Raw genomic sequence first — 21,673 nt, forward strand, 5'->3', positions numbered from 1 at the left:
CCCGACCAAAGGAGTCACGAACCGTAAATGCAAGCAATGCAAGCAGATAAGGTTTGTTCAAAAAGTCTCTATTTTAGATAATATTCTTATTTGGGAGTCACCGTATTTACAGCAGTTTTCAAGTGACGTGAACCACAGTGTATTGTGGTACGGGCGAGGACGCTCGTCCTATATATTAAGTGGCGATCTAGAAGTACTTGAGCCCTGTAGGATAAAGATTGCTAACCAGATAAGGCTTTTGGACACCGCCTAAAGTCACTACTGTGGTCGTGGGGAAACCCGCATACGGGGGTAGCTCCCCTACATCTATTTCATAAATTAAATAATATTGTTATAGAAACATCTGAAGTGAGAACGCAGTCATTTTGAGAGATAAAGTAGAGCGATCGCCCGACTTTAATGAAAGAATTAGCTCTCTAAAATATTGACTTAACAAATCTCCACACTCTACAAAATCACTGGCAATTAAGGGATTTATTCTGAATGTGACTTTTTCTAACTTTCAGTTATGACTTAATATGACTTTTTCAGACTTTAATACCTGACTTATTCTGACTGTTTTTTTGCGATGAGATTTGGAAAACTAGAAAACAAGAATGTAGTACTTTTCAGCAAAGCAAATTCTAGTTCAAAACGTAAAACTTGTTGTGTTGTACAAGTTACCTAACTAAGTAAGTAGACTAAAAATTCTAGGAGAGCAAGTCATGATTATAGTGATGAAAACCGGGACACCTACACAAGAGATTCAGCAAATTATTCAAGATGTCAGCCAGTGGGATATAAAACCAGAAACAATAGAAAGTAACAACAAAGTTGTCATTGGTTTAGTTGGCGATACATCAAGTTTAAATATCGAGCAAGTCCAACAACTCAGTCCCTTTATCGAGCAAGTTTTACGGATCAACAAACCCTTTAAGCGAGCTTCCCTAGAATTTCGTCATGGAAAACCCAGCGAGGTTATTGTACCAACTCCTAGAGGACCCGTTGCGTTTGGTCAAGACCATCCTCTTGTTATCGTAGCTGGACCTTGTTCCGTTGAAAATGAAGAAATGATCGTAGAAACAGCCCTAGTTGTGAAAGCAGCAGGTGCTCAATTCCTACGCGGTGGAGCATACAAACCCCGTACTTCACCTTATGCTTTCCAAGGTCATGGAGAGAGTGCTTTGGGTTTGTTAGCTAAAGCAAGGGAAGCTACCGGACTGGGGATTATTACAGAAGTAATGGATACCGCCGATTTGGAAAAGGTTGCTGAAGTCGCAGATGTCATTCAAATTGGTGCTCGCAATATGCAGAATTTTCCCCTGCTAAGAAAAGTGGGACCTATTGGTAAACCCGTTCTTTTAAAGCGAGGACTGTCAGCCACTATTGAAGAATGGTTGATGGCGGCTGAGTATATTTTGGCTGCTGGTAACCCAAATGTGATTCTGTGCGAACGGGGTGTTCGTACCTTCGATCAGAAATACACTCGTAACGTTCTCGATCTTTCCGTACTTCCCGTGTTGCGTTCATTGACTCACCTACCCATCATGATTGACCCCAGCCATGCTACAGGTAAGTCAGAATTTGTACCTTCAATGGCAAAAGCTGCGATCGCAGCAGGAACAGATTCCTTAATGATTGAAGTTCACCCCAATCCAGCAAAAGCTTTATCAGATGGTCCTCAATCTCTAACATTTGAAGGCTTTGAGAAAATCATGCAAGAGATAACTCCTCTGGCTCAATTCTACGGTCGTTGGAACAGATTACCTTTTGCAGTAGCAACACCAGCAAACATGTCCAAAAGTTTTTCAACCCCCTATTTCTAATAAAGGACTCGAGACAAGGGGGACAAGGTAGAACTTTCTTCCCCCTCTTCCCCCTCTTCCCAATCCCCATTATTACCCATTGCCCAATCCCCAATCATTAGAGAGGAACAACCAGTGTATCTAGATATTCATTGCTACACAACTAACGGCGGAATTTTTGTATCGCGCTCTGTAACTAAGACTTCAATTGAAACTGGTATTGAAGAAGTTCTACTACGTCTTGATTCCCAACGTGGAGGTGTGCTGAAAAGTAGCTACGAGTATCCTGGACGTTACAAAAGATGGGAAATTGGTTTTGTCAACCCACCCCTAGAACTAGCAACTCGCGATAATTCCTTTACAATTACAGCACATAACGAGCGAGGAATGGTTTTGCTACCTTATTTAGCAGAACTCCTTGAGAATAATCCACACTTGCAAGAAGTTCGCCGAGAACACAATCGTGTTATTGGCTCTGTTCGACCAACACAACAGTTCTTTGCAGAAGAAGAAAGAAGCAAACAACCATCAGTCTTCAGTATTGTGCGAGAATTGTTACATGCATTCCACAGCCCAGAAGACGAACACTTAGGACTGTACGGAGCATTTGGCTATGACTTGGTTTTTCAATTTGAACAAATGGCAAAGCGCATAAAACGTGCTGACGACCAACGAGACTTAGTACTGTATTTACCTGATGAAATTGTCATTGTTGACCACTACTTACAAAGCGCATTTCGCTTGCAGTATGAATTTGTGACTCGTTATGGTAACACTCGCGGTTTACCTCGCACGGGTGAAACGATCGATTATCAAGGGAAACGCCTGACACCCAATAAAGCTTCCGATCATGAAAAAGGTGAGTATGAAAACCAAGTAGAGACAGCCCTTGATTACTTCCGCCGTGGTGATTTATTTGAAGTTGTACCCAGCCAAAGCTTCTTTCAAGCTTGCGAACAGCCTCCCACCGAACTTTTCCGAACATTGCAGCAAATTAACCCCAGCCCTTATGGATTCATTTTCAATCTTGGTGGAGAGTATTTGATTGGTGCTTCGCCTGAAATGTTTGTGCGCGTTGAAGGCAGACGTGTTGAAACCTGCCCGATTAGCGGTACGATCAAACGAGGAAAAGATGCAATTGATGATGCCGCTCAAATTCAAAAGCTTCTAAACTCTCGTAAAGACGAATCTGAATTAACAATGTGTACGGACGTGGATCGCAACGATAAATCGCGAATCTGCGAACCGGGTTCAGTTCGAGTCATTGCCCGTCGTCAAATTGAATTGTACAGTCATTTAATCCATACAGTCGATCACGTTGAAGGTATAGTGCGACCTGAATTTGATGCTTTAGATGCATTTCTCACTCATTTGTGGGCGGTGACAGTAACAGGCGCACCCAAACGATCCGCAATGCAGTTTCTCGAACAACACGAACGCAGTGCTAGACGCTGGTATGGTGGTGCGGTTGGATACTTAACTTTTAAAGGAGATTTAAACACCGGTTTAATTCTCAGAACCATGAGATATATGGACTCCATTGCAGAGGTAAGGGTGGGTGCAACAGTTCTTTATGACTCCGAGCCAGAAGCCGAAGCTCAAGAAACAATTACGAAAGCAGCTGCACTGTTCCAAACCCTCAACCAGAGCAAATACAGACGTTCTCATTCCTGCGATCGCGTCACCCCCGATTCCCCCCAAGCAAATCCTGGGATAGGTAAACACGTCCTACTGATCGACCATGAAGACTCTTTTGTCCACACCCTAGCAAATTACATTCGTCAAACGGGAGCAACAGTCACAACGTTGCGCCATGGTTTTTCAGAAACTGTGTTTGATATAGAACGCCCAGATCTTGTTGTCCTTTCTCCAGGACCGGGTAGACCGAGTGACTTCCGGTTAGCAGAGACAATTGCAGCTTGTAAAAAACGTCGAATTCCTATCTTTGGTGTTTGTTTGGGATTGCAAGGAATTGTAGAAGCACACGGTGGCGAACTAGGAATTCTTAACTATCCCCAACACGGAAAAGTTTCTAGCGTTTCTGTTGTTGCTTCAGACTCCATCACCTTTAAAGGCTTACCACAATCGTTTGAAGTCGGTAGATATCATTCCCTGTATGCTCTACCCGAACGATTACCTGAAGAATTAAAAGTGACAGCACTTTCCGATGATGGTGTGATTATGGGAATTGAGCACCGGGTATTGCCGATCGCCGCCGTTCAATTCCATCCAGAATCCATTATGACTATGGCATGCGGAGTTGGGCAAGAAATTATCAAGAATGTAGTTCATGCATTCACTTCAAAACCCTCTGCAGCCCTTGTTGCATGACAGTAACCCGCGACCAGTTAGTTAAATAGTGAGAAATAGACGTTTGCAGCATAAACTGACTGGTCATCAAGATTTCATCCTTTATCCTTCAGACTTTATTATTATGCTTCAGATAGAGAACCAAGCGATCGCGCGATCGGTCAAACCACAACACATCCTTGACGAGATTGTACGTTACAAACATCAAGAAGTTTCTAAAAGACACGAGCTATTACCCTTCACAAACTTACTCAACCAAATTGGAAATGCTCCTGCTGTTCGAGATTTTCTCTTAGCTCTACAAAACAGTTCCAAAAACCCTAGTTTAATTGCAGAAGTTAAAAAAGCTTCACCAAGCAAAGGAGTTATTTGTGCTGATTTCGACCCCGTGAAAATTGCACAAGCTTACGAACGAGGAGGTGCTTCTTGTCTGTCAGTGTTAACTGACGAAAAATTCTTCCAAGGTAGTTTTAAAAATTTACAGACTATCAGACAAAAAGTAACATTACCTTTGCTTTGTAAAGAATTTATCATTGACGCTTATCAAATTTATCTAGCACGTGTCAGTGGTGCAGATGCTATTCTACTGATTGCTGCTGTTTTATCAGATGAAACTCTTCAAGAGTTTGTAAATCTTGCTCGATATCTTGGGATGAGCGTTCTAATTGAAGTACATACTCTAACCGAACTTGATAGAGTTTTGTCACTATCCAATGTACAATTAGTAGGTATTAACAATCGTAACCTTGAAGATTTTACTGTTGATCTAGAAATCACCCAGCACTTATTAGCACAGCGCGGAGAAAAATTAAACAGCATGGGTATTACAGTTGTCAGTGAATCGGGATTGTATACATCTACCGATCTAGACCTAGTTGCTAAAGCAGGAGCTAGAGCCGTTCTAGTAGGAGAATCTTTAGTCAAGCAACCCAACATAGAACAAGCTGTCAAAAAACTGTTACAAGGTTAAAAATTACCTCTTCCTCCCCTCTTCTTCCTTCACAATTCATCATTCATAATTCATCATTCACCTTCCTCCCCTCTTCTTCCTTCACAATTCATCATTCATAATTCATCATTCACCTTCCTCCCCTCTTCTTCCTTCACAATTCATCATTCATAATTCATCATTCACCTTCCTCCCCTCTTCTTCCTTCACAATTCATCATTCATAATTCATCATTCACCTTCCTCCCCTCTTCTTCCTTCACAATTCATCATTCACCTTCCTCCCCTCTTCTTCCTTCACAATTCATCATTCATAATTCATCATTCACCTTCCTCCCCTCTTCTTCCTTCATAATTCATCATTCATAATTCATCATTCACCTTCCTCCCCTCTTCTTCCTTCATAATTCATCATTCATCATTCATAATTCACCATGACTTCTATTTCTCAACGTTTTGAATCTTTACGCAAAAATAACCAGTGTGCTCTCATTCCTTTTCTCACCGCTGGTGACCCCAATCTAGAAACCACAGCACAAGCCCTACAAATTTTAGACTCAAACGGTGCTGACATAATTGAATTAGGAGTTCCTTATTCAGATCCGCTAGCAGATGGACCAGTGATTCAAGCTGCTGCAACCCGTGCTTTAAAACAAGAAACTCGATTGGCTCAAGTTTTAGAAATGGCTCAAGGGCTCACTCCTAATTTGCGATCGCCCCTCATTTTATTCACTTACTACAATCCCATTTTAAATTTAGGTATTCAACCATTTCTCAAACAAATTTCTGCTGCAGGAATCAAAGGATTAGTCGTACCCGATTTACCTCTAGAAGAAGCCAGCGAACTGCTAAATTCTGCCAGTGAAGTTGGAATTGAAACTACATTACTCGTTACCCCAACCAGTTCCAAAGAACGCATAGAAGCCATTAGCAGTCAATCGCAAGGATTTATTTATTTAGTCAGTGTCACAGGTGTTACAGGAGTACGCTCTCAACTGCAAGGAAAAGTGAAAGACGTATTACAAGAAATACGAAATGTTACCAACAAACCCATCGGAGTCGGTTTCGGGATTTCAGGAACAGAACAAGCTCGCCAAGCCATTGACTGGGGTGCAGATGCAGTGATTGTAGGAAGTGCTTTTGTACAACGTTTAGCAGAAGGAACACCACAACAAGGACTGGAAGCTATTAAAAACTTCTGTCAAGAACTGAAAGCATCAATATCAGTTGTAAGAGCTTAATCAATAACTATTTTGAGCCATCTTCTCCCCGTGCGCTCTCTGCGGTTTTTGATTCACATTTTTTGGCACATTTTTTGGGGGAAGAGAGAATTCTCTTTAGATAAAACCAACACATCCACAATCAAATTTCAGGAGACTTCAATGTTAGCAAAAGAACAAGATATCGATAATATTGCTTCTTTCTTCACTCAACAACCCGATGCACTGGGAAGATTTGGTCGATTTGGCGGTAAATACGTACCGGAAACATTGATGTCTGCTCTCAGCGAGTTAGAAATTGCTTTTAAAAAATATCAAAACGACCCCCTCTTTCAAGAAGAACTTCAACCGCTTCTACGCGACTACGTTGGACGTGCGACACCTCTTTACTTTGCAGAACGGCTTACACAACACTATCAAAAATCTGATGGAACAGGACCGCAAATTTATCTCAAACGTGAAGACTTAAACCATACAGGAGCACATAAAATTAACAATGCTTTAGCGCAAGTGCTTTTAGCAAAGCGGATGGGTAAAAAGCGCATTGTTGCAGAAACAGGAGCAGGTCAGCATGGTGTTGCGACTGCTACAGTCTGCGCTCGTTTTGGTTTGCAGTGCGTAATTTACATGGGAATTCACGATATGGAAAGACAAGCGCTGAATGTCTTCCGTATGAAGTTGATGGGAGCAGAAGTACGAGGCGTAGCAGCAGGTACTGGAACCTTAAAAGATGCAACAAGCGAAGCGATTCGGGATTGGGTCACAAATGTAGAAACCACTCATTACATCTTAGGTTCTGTTGCTGGACCGCATCCTTACCCCATGATTGTCAGAGAATTTCAAGCAATTATTGGTAAAGAAACTCGCGTTCAATGTGAGGAAAAATGGGGAGGTCTTCCAGATATTGTTTTGGCTTGTGTCGGTGGTGGTTCTAATGCTATCGGGCTGTTCCATGAATTTTTGAAGGAACAATCTGTACGCATAATTGGCGTTGAAGCAGCAGGTGAGGGTGTTGATACTGAAAAACACGCAGCAACTTTAACAAAAGGTCGCATTGGTGTTTTGCATGGTGCAATGAGTTTTGTCCTGCAAGACGAAGATGGTCAAATTGTAGAAGCACATTCTATTAGTGCTGGTTTGGATTATCCCGGTGTGGGACCAGAACACAGTTATTTGAAAGATATAGGACGTGCTGAATATTACAGTGTTACGGACTCTCAAGCTTTAGCTGCGTTCCAACGTCTGTCTCAATTAGAAGGGATTATTCCAGCACTAGAAACATCTCATGCGATCGCATTTCTAGAAACTCTGTGTCCGCAATTAACAGGTAGTCCCCGAATTGTCATCAGCTGTTCCGGACGCGGCGATAAGGATGTACAGACAGTCGCCAAGTTTTTCAACCCTGCTTAATTCTAGAATAACGAGGAGCAAAGATTATGGTAACGGCACCCGCTCAAGTTGCAAAAAATTCTTCCAACTACGAACCCCCTAATTGGTCTGCTTTATTACAGCAATTACTAGATGGTCAATCCCTGTCAGTTTCTCAAGCTTCTGATTTGATGTACGGTTGGCTGACAGACGGTATTTCTCCCGCACTCTCGGGTGCAATTCTAGCAGCAATTCAGGCAAAGGGTGTATCTGCTGATGAATTGTTGGGTATGGTTAAGGTTTTATATACCCAATCTATCAAAGCAACACTGCGAGACAGCGTTGTCGGTAATTCACCACTTGTTGATACCTGTGGGACTGGTGGAGATGGAGCATCAACGTTTAATATTTCAACAGCTGTTGCTTTTACAGTTGCAGCCGCAGGAGTCAAAGTTGCCAAGCACGGGAATCGTTCCGCATCGGGGAAGACTGGATCGGCTGACGTGTTAGAAGCTTTGGGTTTAAATCTCAAAGCCAGCAGCAAGAGAACTCAAGAAGCTGTTGACGCAGTTGGCATTACTTTTCTCTTTGCACCAGATTGGCATCCCGCCCTTAAAGCGATCGCACCTTTGCGAAAAACTTTAAAAGTCCGCACAATTTTTAACCTCCTCGGTCCGCTGATTAACCCCTTGCGACCGACAGGACAAGTCATTGGTGTGAATAAACCCGCTTTGGTAGAAACTTTTGCTAAAGTTTTGTATCAATTGGGTACTCGTCGGGCTGTGGCGTTGTACGGTCGGGAAAAATTAGATGAAGCTGGGTTGGGAGATAAAACCGATTTAGCTATTGTCTCTGACAAACAAATGCACTTGCTAGAACTCGATCCGCGAGACTTGGGTCTTACTCCAGCCCCAATTAGCGAACTCAAGGGTGGAGATGTCCGAGAAAATGCAGAAATTCTCAAAGCTGTCCTTCAAGGGAAAGGGTCGCAAGCACAGCAAGATATCGTTGCTCTCAATACAGCTTTAGCTCTGTATGTTGGTGAAGCTGTACCCGATACTGGCGATTATTTTGAGACTTTGACTAACGGCGTTGCGATCGCTAAAGATATTCTTCAAAGCGGTCAGGCTTGGAATAAGTTAGAGCAACTTTCTCAATTTCTACAGTAATTTCAGTACTTGAAAGTTTTGGTAGGGGTGCAAGGTATTGCGCCCTTACATCTTTATTCAAAGAGGTTTAATACATCAATACCTTTGCCAATTTTTCAAAAGCCCTACAGACTGGAAGTCTGTGGCTACATAAACAAAGCCCACCTGCGTGGGCTAAAACCCAAAGCCCACCTGCGTGGGCTTTGTTTGTACAGCAGAGGCGGCGCGTTGCCCAGAGCAGCGCCGTGCGGGGGTTCCCCCCGTTGAAGCAACTGCCGTCCACATTTCTAATGTGGGGGCGTTTTGGCAAAGGTATTGATACATACAAAAGTTATTAAACCGCAGATGAACGCTGATGCTGGCTGATAAATCTGTACTTCGCCTGTGTTCAAGAATTAACCAAGGTTGAGATAATGTAGAGGTTTTAACCGTTTAGAGTATCTCTCAACGCTTTGATCGTCACGCTGCCACCCTCAACAGTTTCAATCTCAAGTTTAAACCCATACAGCAGACTCATTCCCACAAGTGGATCGGTTTCCGAGGCTGCTACATCCACAACTTGAGGCTGACTATCCCAAATAACGATCGCACGATACATTTCAAAGATTGCTTCGCTACCATCGCCCAAAGTTGCAACATCCCGAAATATCCAAGGTAAGCCAAGAGACTCGATTGTTGCGAGCGGAAGAGACAGAAAGCCTGTGAAACCTGTGTCAATCACTGCCTCTATCATCTGCTTTGGGGCATCGGCACGACCAAGTGCAACCCGAATCACGGCTTCACAACTCTGATTAACGAAACCGCGCATCATACTGTTTTTCTTAAACTCCGAGATCCAAAGCGGTAAACAGCACGATGTCCAATCCGGATTACCCATGGCTGAGCATCTGGATACCGCTCATAAAGCCGATCGGTAGCCGCGATCGTATTATCCGCAATTTCAAAGGCCCCGGTTTCGATATCGATAGCCACAATCTTGCCATGATTGCCTTCCTCGACTTGTTGACGTACTTGAGACTCATAAATCTCATTGCCACGGCGAGCAAACTCTTCTTTACTGTAACGAGGTTGTCGAATTGCCATAGCCTTGACTTTATTGCAATTGTACCCATTTATTTTAACTTGGCGATTGGCTTTATCAATTAAGTACGGAAGGCAGTCGCGAGGCAGCGCGTTGCGGTGAGTAGCGCCGTGCGGAGAGAAGTTGCTATTGGGGGAAACCCCCAATAGCAAACTTCGGAGGGTTCCCCCCGTTGAGGCGACTGCTCTGGGTTCCCCCCGTTGTAGCGCCTGCCGTCCACTTTTCTAGAGCGTCGGTACAGTATTCCCAAAAACCCGATTTCTTCAATTTGAGCTTACGAAATATCGAGCTTTTCGAGTCAGAGAAACCGGGTTTTTTGTCTTCATATTGATTACTGTACCGGCGCTCTAGAGTGAGGGCGTTTTGGCAAAGGTATTGACTATATGTAAGGGCGCAAGGCATTGCGTCCCTACTAGTGTGGTCTATTGACCTGAAAATGGCTGTAAAGTGTGAAATACTATAAACCATCGATTCTATATGCCAAAAAAAGATACTCAAATGTTATTGTTTCCTACTGAAGTTAAAGTGAGTCACGATATGAGGATGTCCAAGCTCACGTGATGCTTTAAAGTGTCCAATCTTCAGTTAATAACCCTGTCACTTTACTAAAGTCTCGATGGTTACGAGTTAACAAGATCAATCCACGAAATAGCGCGATCGCCGCAATCCGCGCATCCATCTTTGCCAGTTGAATCCGTTGTGACTGTAATCGATCGAATGTCGCTGCTGCACCCACATCGAACGAGACAAGGGGCAAAACTTTGAAGTCGCTAACGAGTCGTGTCATCATTTCATATCCTTTCACAACATCATCTAAGTTACGAGCACGATTGATATAAGCGTGACTACCTAGCGTCTGTTCGTGAAACGTCACAGTTGATACAGCAAAATCTGACAATGGGTAGTGAGTCATGCGTGTCGAAAGGTTACTGTAATCCTTCCCTACTTGACGCTGAAGAATGCTCAGATGATCTGTATCCAATAAATATTTCATAGCTCATCTTGCGCTTCAAGAAGAGACTCATTCCCTTGGCGAATCGCTCGTCCGTAAGCAAGCACTTCGTCAAAGGCTGGTTCATCTTTGAAAGACCCCGTAATTTGTTGCAGCCAATTTGTCTGTTGAGCAGTCGGAACTTGCTTCTGCAACTCAGCGATCGCTGCTTCTATTGCTGCAAGTCGTTCTTCTAAAGAAGTGTTAGGTGTCATTTGAGTTCCTCCTATGTCTAATTGCCATAGCCTTGACTTTGTTGCAATTGTACCCATTTATTTTAACTTGGCGATTGGCTTTAGCAGTTAAGTACAGAAGGCAGTCGCAATGAAAAAATTTCAAGACTTGACCCGCATAGTAACAACTGTTTGGAATCTTCACTTTTCAAAGCGAAAAGAGTTCAAAGCCAATAGTCCATATTTTCAACATTGCTTTCGCTAGAAAATTCTTCACTTTTTGCTGTAAAAGCATCAAAGTTAGAACAAAAATAACAATCAGGTGTTTCTAAATACTCTGTATTGGTCTGATGCCAAACACAGTTAGGAAACTCATAAACCCAATCAATTCCAGCATTTACATTCAAAAAACCACTGACTGTGCCATGAATTACACCGACTGCGGTACTAGCACAAATACTATTCAACCAAAATACGGCTGGATCGTTAACTCCTTCTAAATAACCTGCGCTTGCAACCATTTGATTGATTTGTACTGGTGCGGATTCTACAGCAGCTTTTTGCAGGTTGATAATATTGCCACACATCAAGCACCAACCGCCTCCTAAAGGAGGAATGGTGACGCGACAAAACATTCGCGGTTTGCGATCGCATTGATTCAGATCGATGTGAGTGCCAAGGCAAATAAGAGGATGCATATATTCTAATGCAAGTTCTTGGGCTATTTTGCGAGAAAGATGATTATCTGTTGCAACTACGATTAAATCGGATGTGGCTATAGCCGATCTAGCAACTTCATTGTCTATTGCTGTTGGTATTGTGGTTACACAGGAGCCTGTTTGATAGATTTTTTTGATTAAGTGTTTTACGCAATCAACTTTTTTCCATCGCTGTTCGACCATTTTTTGAGTAGCTCCTGGCATTCGATTGAGGTTGACTGCTTCTATGCGATCGCTGTCTATTAATATCCAATTCCTTACACCTAACCGCCCTAATAGTTCGGCAAAGATTGAACCTATTCCACCACATCCGATAAGACTTACTTTTAGTTCGCCAAGTTGTTTTTGACAGGTTTCGCCAAATACTTTTTGCCTGGAGAACATGAGATTGCGATCGTTGGATATAAGCTTTGTCATATCGATTGCACCATAATTCTGAATTGTTGATGCAATATTATGCTCTTGAAAGTTGTCTTCCAGAGAATTTGTGCTCTCCAAGTAATTAGTAGAAAATTTTATATCATAGGATTTTTTTCCTTTTCTGTCCCAGATACGAAATTTACTTTGTTCTAGTGATTGATTGAAGACACCTGAAATTAGCCGAGGCTTTTTAGGGAAATTCTTAGCCAGAAATCGAGCATAATCCGCTTCATAATAATTATCAACAGAAGAAAATTCAGGAATTATCTCCCCAACATGAGTATGAATATGAACGACATGCAAACCTTCTTTGAGATACTGTTTCAACAAGTAGAAATGAAATTGTTGTGTTAAAACTAATCCACTAACAGACTGCATCTCATAGCAATCGGGAGAAGGAACAACCCAAGCTTTAGGAATATAGCGAATTTTTCTTTTTGACACTTGATGGGGTTTACAAAAAAAGAAACCAATCACTTCTTCATTTGAATTCCGATAATCCAACATATTTTGACGAAACTCTTGCCACATTTTCGGCGGTATATGCAAAGAATACTCTACCAGGAGATTTTGATGTGTCATAAAATTTGACCCTCAGTACAATTTATTCTTTTTCATTTTCCTTTCATAATTCATAATTCCTCATTCATCGCTATTAATTGCATGACGTGCAGTTACAAAGAGTGTCGCGAGGTTATGTCCTCTATCAACTTGCTGAGTTGGCTTCCAGGAATTCAACCATACTTCTCGATTGAAGCCTCCTCCGAGTCCCACACAATACCAGTACCATCCTTCATCACTTAAGAAAGGCGCTCCATAATAGCTTTGTCTTGTAAAGTGATGATCTCCTTCTCCGGTTGTATTCCAAGGATAATTAAGATAACAACCGATAGGAGGTAATTCAGGATATTCTGGAGGCAATAAGAACAAAACGTCGGTATTAGAAACTGTAAACTTCTGGGAAGATAAAGGCATTCCTTTAACTAAAATAGCCGTGTATTTGACATTCTCAACTGTTTTAGTACCAACAACAATATTTTTTGCTGCTTTTTCCAAAAGTTTGAGTTCTTCGAGCAATCTTGAAGTTGGGCGAAACTCAAATTTATCTTGACTAATTGTAATTGTCATAACTTACCTACACAAAATTATAGTTGACTAACGTTGACTTATATGGGGCTTACGCCTACCCTTTAACAATTTTGGGTACAGTCCATACTTTTGAGCCTTCTTTCAGAGCTTCATTATTCTTCAAGGGTCTAGTTCCACCAAAACCTTCTTCCATAACATCGTCGTTACCAATTTCTGGAAGTTTTTTTCTCAGTTGTTCTACTGTAGTTCCTTGTGGTAAATCGACTAGTTTTCCATTGATGACTGCTCTCATATTGTCTCCTTTTTTTGTGAATGCTGTATTGCTGATAGTTTTAATCAAGAAATGGATAACTTGAAGTTTTTTGTAATATATAAAATACCCACTTGTGTTTGAGATTTTGGTTTATGAGGAGTGCCAAACCAGTACCACAAACAAAATAAGCCAAAGATACTACTACAAATGCTGACAATGATAAACTGGACAAACTGTCTGGAAATTGATTCTTCAAGAAGAATACATCTTTTATCTAATTGATTGAGATGATTTTTAATGGTGTTGAGTTCTTGTGCATATTTCTGCTCTTGTTGCTGGCTTAGATTCATCATTTGTGCCTCTAATGTTTGAACATTTTGTATAGTATTTGTCGTTTTCTGCTTGAGCGTATCCAGAGTTTCTAAGCAATCGTGTCCTTGAGTAATTAGTTTTCCATTAACTGTTGGCATGATATTCACTGGTCATTTGTCGTTTGTCATTGGCATTGATTTATGTTGGGTTGAGGAACGAAACCCAACCTACGTGGTTGCTGAAATTTAATCAAATATGCTGGTGTTACCAATTCTGTGAAAAGTTTGGCTGCTATTTTGAGGATTGAATGAATCAAAGACTTCAATTAAATCCACAATGCTATTAGCCGCATTTTTTAATTCGCTACCTAACGATTGTTCTACTGATGCAACTTCAACGCGCATTCCTCTTCTTCTCAATTTTTCTGCTAAATAAGCAAAATCAGAATCGCCTGTCACTAATACAACGATATCCGGCTTCACTTCTAAAGCTAATTCAATTGCGTCCATTGCCATAACGATATCAATATTACTTTCATAGTCTTCTCCTTTCACTTTTCCTTCTTTGGTAACGACTAAAAAACCATTATTTCTAGCCCAGTAAACAAACTTTTCTTTGGTTTTTCGCTGTTCTTCAAATCTTTCTCTGGCTGGAGGTAATCCTACGTAAATTACCATTTCTATCAATTCTCTACCTTCTTTAGGATCTGCGAGGTAGTGACAAATTTTTTGCCAGTCAATTTTCCTATTAAAGCTTTGTGCTGCTAAGTAAGTATTATCGCTATCTGCAAAAATCAGGACACGACGAGTTGTTAGCATAGGTTTTCCCTAACTGCTTTCGGCTTGGGTTTGATTTGTCTATGCTTTATTAAAGCCTATGCTTGGAAAGGCGAGTTTCCGAATAAAATAGTTTTACAAGAGGTTGAAACTAGGCACAACTAGCAAGCTATGCCATACAGTCAATTTACTATCCAACAAATAAAAAGTAACTTTGGGATTGTTATCTCCGAGCAATTTGGAATTTTTGCTGATATACCAGAGATAACTTATAGCGATTTTCTGGCTCAATCTCTTAAAGAATATTTACCTCTAGCATTAGCGATCGATACTAAAAAAGCACGTTCCGAACTAATTGTCATGCCTATTTTGGTAGAGATGAAAAGACAAATGGCATTACAAATTAGTATATTTTCTGGTAAAGACTTGACTGTAGATGTTACAAAAGGTTTAAATGGATTTTGTGATTTTTTAATTAGTCTTTCTTCAGAACAAATAATTATTGAAGCACCAGTTGTAACTTTAGTAGAAGCGAAAAATGATAATATTCAATCGGGTTTGGCACAATGTATGGCAGAAATGATAGGTGCTCAAATTTTTAATGAAATTAAAGAAAACCCAATTAGTGTAATTTATGGTGTAGTGACAACTGGTACAAACTGGAGATTTTTGCGATTGAAAGGCAATACTATAGAAATAGACTTTAATGAATATTTTATCAGTCAGGTGGGGAAAATACTCGGAATTTTGAAAAGTACAGTTACTGGTCAGTAACAACTATAAGCGATCGCTATAATCTTGTCATATTTGTTAACTTTCATCTTTATAAATCTTACTACGATGTCCAATTTTTACAACATTTACTAGTAAAACATTCTCAAATATATCGTATATAATACGATACTCGCATACTCTTATTCTATAAGTATTTTCTTTACCTTTAAGCTTTTTCACTCCACTGGGACGGGGTTCTATAGCTAAATTATCAATTTTAACTTGTATTCGTTCTTGAAGTTCTAGTGGTAATTTTTTAATTTGTTTTAACGCTCCTTTTAATATTTCAACTTTATAATTCACGCAACTTCCTTTTTTCTTTCGGTTTTCAGTTCTTTTTTAGCTTCTTCCCATGACACTGAACCTTCATTTTCTGCTTCTTTTTTAGCAAGCTCGTATGCTTTTAAATCTTCTTCCTCTTCTTCTTCTTCTATTTTTATCAAGAGAGTGTAAATTTCATCTAGAGTACTATCATAAGCTTGATTTATTAGTTCGTTGATATCTTTGATTAACTGTTCGCGTTCGCGTTCGGTTTTCATAATTAATACTCTTGGAGCTTGTCAACTCTATAGTATCCTATTTTATTTGTAAAATACCTGTTTGCTAGGAAACTCTTACCAAAAAAACTTTATTTATTCCAATTTGACCAAATTCGTCGGGTAATCGTCAAGATGACTTCTTAACTAGATCGAAATACCCTACTACAAATACTTATAGCAACTTTATTGTTTTTCAATTATACGCCTCCACATTGTTAGTTGAGACACCAAAAGCTAGACCAAAATCAAACCAATACAGTTTCCAATTATACGCCTCCACATTGTTAGTTGAGACACTTTAGCCAATACAGTAAGTGTGTTACAGCAAGTTTCCAATTATGCGCCTCCACATTGTTAGTGGAGACTTATTGCGTTGTTGGGCAATTGATACAACAACTGGTGTTTCCAATTATGCGCCTCCACATTGTTAGTGGAGACATTCTTCAAGCATACCTATCTGCTCAAGTACATCCGTTTCCAATTATGCGCCTCCACATTGTTAGTGGAGACCCCATGATTGAGCTTCTTCTACCGAATCAAAACTTTTCTGTTTCCAATTATGCGCCTCCACATTGTTAGTGGAGACAAAAGGCAGAGGAGGACAGGCAATTGTTCTGAGGTTTCCAATTATGCGCCTCCACATTGTTAGTGGAGACGAAGGTTTTGAAGATCATTATAATGAGTTACTTTATGTTTCCAATTATGCGCCTCCACATTGTTAGTGGAGACCTCTTTGCTTTTTCGATCGCTTCTTCTTTGCTGTCAAGTTTCCAATTATGCGCCTCCACATTGTTAGTGGAGACTTAATTGATATTAGCTATAGTTTTGTGGGAGTAATGTTTCCAATTATGCGCCTCCACATTGTTAGTGGAGACGTAGGTCGTGTCTAGGATTCGGCGGGTTTTGTTGGGTTTCCAATTATGCGCCTCCACATTGTTAGTGGAGACCCATCGCTTCTCAAGATGGCAATCCTTATAGAGTTTCCAATTATGCGCCTCCACATTGTTAGTGGAGACTTTGCTTTTAATTCTCCAAATCGCTTGCTTACTAACATAAGTTACCTCGTGTTTCCAATTATGCGCCTCCACATTGTTAGTGGAGACAGAGGCAGCGATCGCGAGTTGGGAAAAAGCTAGAAGTTTCCAATTATGCGCCTCCACATTGTTAGTGGAGACGCCACAAGGCTATTTACGTTCTAAGCCAAATTAGAAAAGTTTCCAATTATGCGCCTCCACATTGTTAGTGGAGACACTGCTTACCTCGGTTGCGCCCACTGTGGTGGGGAATTGTTTCCAATTATGCGCCTCCACATTGTTAGTGGAGACTATCTGAAAATGCAGAACCGCGCTCGTCTCAGGGAGTTTCCAATTATGCGCCTCCACATTGTTAGTGGAGACCAGCTACTTTGTAATATTTGTAGCCTGGGTCGTTTCCAATTATGCGCCTCCACATTGTTAGTGGAGACCAATGACTGGTAGGTAAGAATTTGTTTCTCCGTGAGTTTCCAATTATGCGCCTCCACATTGTTAGTGGAGACGTGATGGTGCAGAAAAAGACATTGGTTTTATTGGGTTTCCAATTATGCGCCTCCACATTGTTAGTGGAGACTCCAGTCATTCTTTTCCCTTCTCTTGACTTAAAAATGTTTCCAATTATGCGCCTCCACATTGTTAGTGGAGACCTCACGGTGTAGAGTGCTCGGCTTCTTATATTAAAAGTTTCCAATTATGCGCCTCCACATTGTTAGTGGAGACAATCCATTTGTCTTCCATACTCTTGTGTTTTGGCTAAGTTTCCAATTATGCGCCTCCACATTGTTAGTGGAGACGGCGGGAGTCTAGAGAGCTTGCAGAACAAGACTTTTGACTCCTATTTTCGCGGACCACATAAAAAAGTACCGTTTGAGCGATCGCTTGTCAGCACCTCCCATCATAAAAATCTCTGTAAAGCTAAGTATAGCAAGGGTTTTAGAGTTTCCGCGAACCCCCATCTTAACTAAAATGCTCCAAAGCTATGACTGATAAGTATTGGCAGGTTATATAACAAGCGTTCGATAAATACACCTCCTGGTTCGCGCAACTGCGGTGCTCAAGTGATATCGTTTGCGATCGCTTCTAATTCATCATACAAGTTCCTCTCATTATATTTGAGGCCCAAGCAGTCTATTTGATTAAGAAATTTTTCTTTTACAGCTTGCTGATATGCTGTCAGAACATCTGTGTAAGTTGATGTAGTTGAGTTTCCTAATAAGTATTGAATCACTTCTTGTTCGTTAAATCCTAACAAATTATGCATTAGTTGGTTACGGATATCGTAATCATATTGTTTTTTATTATCTTTTTCGATGCACATCCATTTGAGTAAATCCCAAGAGTTAAATTCTGGTCTAAGTTGATGAAGCCATTTAAATAATCCAGAATTACTATTCATCAAATCGAATTGTTTTTTTTGAAATTTCTTTTCAAAATTAGCAATTGGAAATGACAGTTGAGTTAATATCTCAATTTTGATATCAATAAGTGTTTGCTCGGTTCTATCCCAATCGGGTATACCTAAAACTGATTTAAGTTTTTTATCTAGATATGAGTCCCGATTATTTCTAATAAAAACTAATCCTGGTTGCTGCCACTTAACTAATTGTTGACTTATAAATATCTTTTTATTATGACTAATATTAAGAATTATTTTTTGATTGTTAATTTCCTTTGCAATCGCAGCTTTTAAGAAAGTCTCATGAGCCGCAGCTAATAAAGCAATACCTTGAAGGTAGTTCTTTTCCTTAAAAAAAATCTCAACTAAATTTAATGCATCAACAACACGCTGTATTGCTGGTTCTACATTAAACTCATGTCCTTTTGCCAAACTTTCACGAATATTAAATACACTAACCATGTTTTCCAAACGTGGTTTAACATTTTTATTGTCTACATAACCAATCTCCTGTAACATAGACAAAGCTACACCAGGTAGACCTTCGATTGTTAATTGTTTTGCCTTTTGAATTTGTATTCCCATCCAATAATTAGAAATCTCAACTAATTGAGGGTCAGAAGTTTGCTCACCCTCATCGTTAAAAAATATATTACTAGATAAAAACTTCACATTTTTAAAATTGCTTAAGCTAGCAAATTGTACCGCCGAAGATATTGCTGGAGTTCCTGCTTGATGACTAACATATATAGTGTCATTGGGATTATACTGAGGAAATTTATTTAATTCTTTTTTAAGATTTTCAAATTGTTCTTGAACTACCTTCAAAGTTTTATCCCAATTATCTAACCCTTGTTCTGACATTGGGTTTAAAGTCAAAAATTCTGGTTCAACGGGTGAAAAAATTTTATTTTGTCTAAAATATTCCTTAAATACAGATTTTAAAGTACAAGTATCTTGCCAAAAGGAGATAATTCATTATTCGTTACTTTTCATTCAATTCACGGATTCATTAAGAAAGATATTTCTTTGGTCGGTCAACAATACGATAATAATAGATGGTTTCTCATTTGGATTTGCCGAAAAATATTGAGAAAAGTATCTAACAATGGAAATGCTAAGTCACTATAATTGTTTTGTAAATAATTTTCATAAACTATGCCTAGTACCCTAGCAGGAACGAGATAAAGTTCGGAAGCTTTATCTTGCTGAATAGCTGCAAATTTATCACATTTTTTATATCTTTTTCCTCGTCATACCTCACTTCTTCATAAAAGAGATTTTCCCAATTGTAATTTATCTTTAATTGCACATCACTATTCCCTGTAGTAATAATCCAAATTGACATTTTAATCCTCCTTTTACCAAATCTTTGTAAATCCACTATTATCTTTAAGAAAATTCAAAAATTTTGTTGTTTCTGAAGATTCATCGGAGAAAATAGTAAGTAACTCCACGTAACCATCTCCCCTCACAATCTCCTTATTGTCATTAATAATAACAAAACGTGGATACATTCGATGCCAAATACGTCCTGTATTTCCCATACTTCCCGCTAAAAGTGATTTTTTAATCGTATCCTCTCCTCTATAAGCATCATGAAACCAGAGAATAGCTTTACTTTCACCATTTTCAGCAAAACGTGCCCATACTTGCACTTTTGGCGAATACCAAGCTTCACGCCAGTGTACTATGTCACTATTTTGATCTACTTGATTATGAGGCTGATTTTTTGGAAGATTGTCTGGACGTTTTGGTGGAGGTTTGAGATGAGGACTTTGACTTTGATTGGATAAATTTATTGATGGACTTGTAGTTGTTTTTATGGGTGTACTCATGGGTGTCTTAAGGACCGTTGTTACATCACGATTTACTCTCTTATGTTGCGGTATCCAACTACAAATTATCTCTCGTATATCTTTAATATATCCAATAATATCTTCGAGTTGATTAACAGGATAATATGCTAACTTATCAAGAAATTGCCAGTGACAGCCAATCACTTTATCACTATGATTATTAAAATATTCTCTGTAAAATTCTTTGTGACAAACTCTGCGCCATGATTTACCAAAACCACCAAATAACATGGAAAATTTTATCAAAGTGTCAGCAGTTCTTAATAATTTTTCTTTCTCTGCACTCTCTATCTCAGGATGCATACAAAAAATATTTAAAATACCTTCTGACAGTTCATAATGTCCGGGATTATTTTGGGAAATAATTTGTGAAGGCTCAAAATCAAAATCTATTCCTAATAATCCGACAATTGAACCTGTTGAATCTTTATCTAGATTTTTGTCAGCAAATCCACCCCATAATTTTTGAGTAATTTGCTTTGCTGTTCCTTCGTCAGTTAATCCTCCTAATAAACGTAAGGTGTGACCGCGCAAAGCAGCTTTGAACATATTAGGACGAAATTCTGGGGTACGATTAACTAATTTTGATATTGCTCCTTGTCCTTTTAGCTTAACTTGTAATAATTGATTGGGATGATGACTCTGATTAATTTCTAGAGATCTAAAATAACCGTAACTAGCACTGACTCTAGAACCAAGCCCACAAGCTAATGCTCTTTCCCAAATTATTTTAAGTATGTTCCACTCTGATTCATCTAGCTCTATGGTACTGGAAATACCAAATCTTAATGTAGTTTTATAGAGGGATATCATGGAATTTGCATTAGTTGGTTTATTCCTATCGTCTTTAATGACTTGTTTTATTTCTTGACTGTGGATAATATCTACTAAGCTTTTTGTCCAGTTCATATTGACTGGATAAGCACCATGAAAGCGCAAAATCCCAGGTTCGCTACTACCATCTGCTAGCTTTTTACCGCAATATTTTTCTGCTTCTTTTTTCCCCTGTTCTTTCCCATAAAATTGCTTGCAAGCACGAATAAAAGCACCTTTCATACTTGCACCCGAGAAATAGGGAAATCCTTTAGCACCAATAATCGGACGTATGACACCCTCATCTTGTCCGCTATTGGAAACTAATCTCCATTTAATTGAATATGTCCATGTTTTTACATTAGAGCCAAATTCTGGAAATTTGAAGGTTGTACTTTCTGGGGGTTTTGCGTTTGGTTTTGGACGTGCTACAGCTTGATTGTTGTCCTGCTGTGAATTAGATACAGCTTGATGCTTTTGAGATTCTTCTTGAGGAAGTAAATCTTTAGGAAAAACATCCTTCCACTCATCAACCCATATCTCAACATCCTGACGCTTATCTTTAGTTGTATTTTTGCGTTTGTCAACAACTCGCTGAATTTGGCAACGTCCTCCAACTTGAGCGCGGAACATCATTGGTACATTTTCATCATTCATAAGTTATTT

The 21,673-nt window shown here is 39.7% G+C and carries 20 protein-coding genes and 1 CRISPR repeat array; of the genes, 7 read left to right on the forward strand and 13 right to left on the reverse strand.

Annotation, left to right across the window (positions count from 1 at the left end; genetic code table 11):
* The first annotated feature begins 704 nt into the window (after positions 1–704).
* From aroF to trpD, 6 genes are all read left to right on the forward strand, one after another.
* Positions 705–1,805 (forward strand): 3-deoxy-7-phosphoheptulonate synthase, encoded by a 1,101-nt coding sequence (gene aroF, locus HC643_RS20655; protein WP_038079061.1) that lies wholly within the window; start codon positions 705–707, stop codon positions 1,803–1,805.
* 114 nt (positions 1,806–1,919) lie between these two features.
* Positions 1,920–4,115, forward strand: a complete 2,196-nt coding sequence (locus tag HC643_RS20660; protein WP_038079059.1) for an anthranilate synthase — start codon at positions 1,920–1,922, stop codon at positions 4,113–4,115.
* Positions 4,116–4,218: 103 nt separating this feature from the next.
* Positions 4,219–5,064 carry an indole-3-glycerol phosphate synthase TrpC gene (trpC, locus tag HC643_RS20665; protein WP_038079088.1) on the forward strand — a complete coding sequence of 282 codons (846 nt, stop codon included), beginning with the start codon at positions 4,219–4,221 and terminating at the stop codon, positions 5,062–5,064.
* 412 nt (positions 5,065–5,476) lie between these two features.
* Positions 5,477–6,283 carry a tryptophan synthase subunit alpha gene (gene trpA / locus HC643_RS20670; protein WP_038079057.1) on the forward strand — a complete coding sequence of 269 codons (807 nt, stop codon included), beginning with the start codon at positions 5,477–5,479 and terminating at the stop codon, positions 6,281–6,283.
* A gap of 141 nt (positions 6,284–6,424) precedes the next feature.
* The gene (trpB, locus tag HC643_RS20675) at positions 6,425–7,672 is read left to right on the forward strand and encodes a tryptophan synthase subunit beta (protein ID WP_050045351.1); all 1,248 of its coding nucleotides are present in this window, start codon (positions 6,425–6,427) and stop codon (positions 7,670–7,672) included.
* A gap of 26 nt (positions 7,673–7,698) precedes the next feature.
* Positions 7,699–8,799 (forward strand): anthranilate phosphoribosyltransferase, encoded by a 1,101-nt coding sequence (gene trpD, locus HC643_RS20680; RefSeq protein WP_038079055.1) that lies wholly within the window; start codon positions 7,699–7,701, stop codon positions 8,797–8,799.
* Positions 8,800–9,202: 403 nt separating this feature from the next.
* Here the strand turns inward: trpD and HC643_RS20685 are convergent, their stop codons facing one another.
* The 9 genes from HC643_RS20685 to HC643_RS20725 form a co-directional block, all read right to left on the reverse strand.
* Positions 9,203–9,589 carry an aspartyl protease gene (locus tag HC643_RS20685; RefSeq protein WP_038079052.1) on the reverse strand — a complete coding sequence of 129 codons (387 nt, stop codon included), beginning with the start codon at positions 9,587–9,589 and terminating at the stop codon, positions 9,203–9,205.
* Positions 9,586–9,861, reverse strand: coding sequence for a hypothetical protein (locus tag HC643_RS20690; RefSeq protein WP_038079049.1), 276 nt, complete (start codon positions 9,859–9,861; stop codon positions 9,586–9,588). The genes HC643_RS20685 and HC643_RS20690 overlap by 4 nt, the downstream gene beginning before the upstream one ends.
* 563 nt (positions 9,862–10,424) lie before the next feature.
* Entirely contained in the window at positions 10,425–10,853 is a 429-nt protein-coding gene (locus tag HC643_RS20695) for a type II toxin-antitoxin system VapC family toxin (protein ID WP_038079042.1), read from the reverse strand.
* The gene (locus HC643_RS20700; RefSeq protein ID WP_038079084.1) at positions 10,850–11,065 is read right to left on the reverse strand and encodes a hypothetical protein; all 216 of its coding nucleotides are present in this window, start codon (positions 11,063–11,065) and stop codon (positions 10,850–10,852) included. The genes HC643_RS20695 and HC643_RS20700 overlap by 4 nt, the downstream gene beginning before the upstream one ends.
* 182 nt (positions 11,066–11,247) lie before the next feature.
* Positions 11,248–12,744 carry a ThiF family adenylyltransferase gene (locus HC643_RS20705; protein WP_038079038.1) on the reverse strand — a complete coding sequence of 499 codons (1,497 nt, stop codon included), beginning with the start codon at positions 12,742–12,744 and terminating at the stop codon, positions 11,248–11,250.
* 60 nt (positions 12,745–12,804) lie between these two features.
* Positions 12,805–13,290, reverse strand: a complete 486-nt coding sequence (locus HC643_RS20710) for an E2/UBC family protein (RefSeq protein WP_038079035.1) — start codon at positions 13,288–13,290, stop codon at positions 12,805–12,807.
* 55 nt (positions 13,291–13,345) lie between these two features.
* On the reverse strand, positions 13,346–13,543 hold the full coding sequence (locus HC643_RS20715) for a hypothetical protein (protein ID WP_017750141.1): 198 nt from the start codon (positions 13,541–13,543) through the stop codon (positions 13,346–13,348).
* Positions 13,544–13,587: 44 nt separating this feature from the next.
* Positions 13,588–13,974 carry a hypothetical protein gene (locus HC643_RS20720; protein ID WP_038079032.1) on the reverse strand — a complete coding sequence of 129 codons (387 nt, stop codon included), beginning with the start codon at positions 13,972–13,974 and terminating at the stop codon, positions 13,588–13,590.
* Positions 13,975–14,061: 87 nt separating this feature from the next.
* Complete coding sequence (locus HC643_RS20725) at positions 14,062–14,634, reverse strand: LabA-like NYN domain-containing protein (protein WP_038079029.1); 573 nt, start codon at positions 14,632–14,634, stop codon at positions 14,062–14,064.
* A gap of 129 nt (positions 14,635–14,763) precedes the next feature.
* On the opposite strand from HC643_RS20725, the gene HC643_RS20730 reads away from it, so the two are divergent.
* Complete coding sequence (locus tag HC643_RS20730; protein ID WP_038079026.1) at positions 14,764–15,366, forward strand: hypothetical protein; 603 nt, start codon at positions 14,764–14,766, stop codon at positions 15,364–15,366.
* Between the two features lie 36 nt (positions 15,367–15,402).
* Here HC643_RS20730 and HC643_RS20735 read toward each other — a convergent pair whose 3' ends face one another.
* The 4 genes from HC643_RS20735 to HC643_RS20750 form a co-directional block, all read right to left on the reverse strand.
* On the reverse strand, positions 15,403–15,669 hold the full coding sequence (locus tag HC643_RS20735) for a type II toxin-antitoxin system RelE family toxin (RefSeq protein ID WP_038079023.1): 267 nt from the start codon (positions 15,667–15,669) through the stop codon (positions 15,403–15,405).
* Positions 15,666–15,905, reverse strand: a complete 240-nt coding sequence (locus HC643_RS20740) for a hypothetical protein (protein ID WP_038079020.1) — start codon at positions 15,903–15,905, stop codon at positions 15,666–15,668. The genes HC643_RS20735 and HC643_RS20740 overlap by 4 nt, the downstream gene beginning before the upstream one ends.
* 189 nt (positions 15,906–16,094) lie before the next feature.
* A CRISPR array of direct repeats spans positions 16,095–17,733; the repeat unit is 37 nt; unit sequence GTTTCCAATTATGCGCCTCCACATTGTTAGTGGAGAC.
* A gap of 260 nt (positions 17,734–17,993) precedes the next feature.
* Entirely contained in the window at positions 17,994–19,199 is a 1,206-nt protein-coding gene (locus HC643_RS20745) for a hypothetical protein (RefSeq protein WP_237265915.1), read from the reverse strand.
* 497 nt (positions 19,200–19,696) lie between these two features.
* Positions 19,697–21,664 carry an RAMP superfamily CRISPR-associated protein gene (locus HC643_RS20750; protein ID WP_167844720.1) on the reverse strand — a complete coding sequence of 656 codons (1,968 nt, stop codon included), beginning with the start codon at positions 21,662–21,664 and terminating at the stop codon, positions 19,697–19,699.
* Between the last annotated feature and the right edge of the window lie 9 nt (positions 21,665–21,673).

The organism is Tolypothrix bouteillei VB521301, from assembly GCF_000760695.4.
In the GTDB taxonomy this organism is placed as follows: domain Bacteria; phylum Cyanobacteriota; class Cyanobacteriia; order Cyanobacteriales; family Nostocaceae; genus Scytonema; species Scytonema bouteillei_A.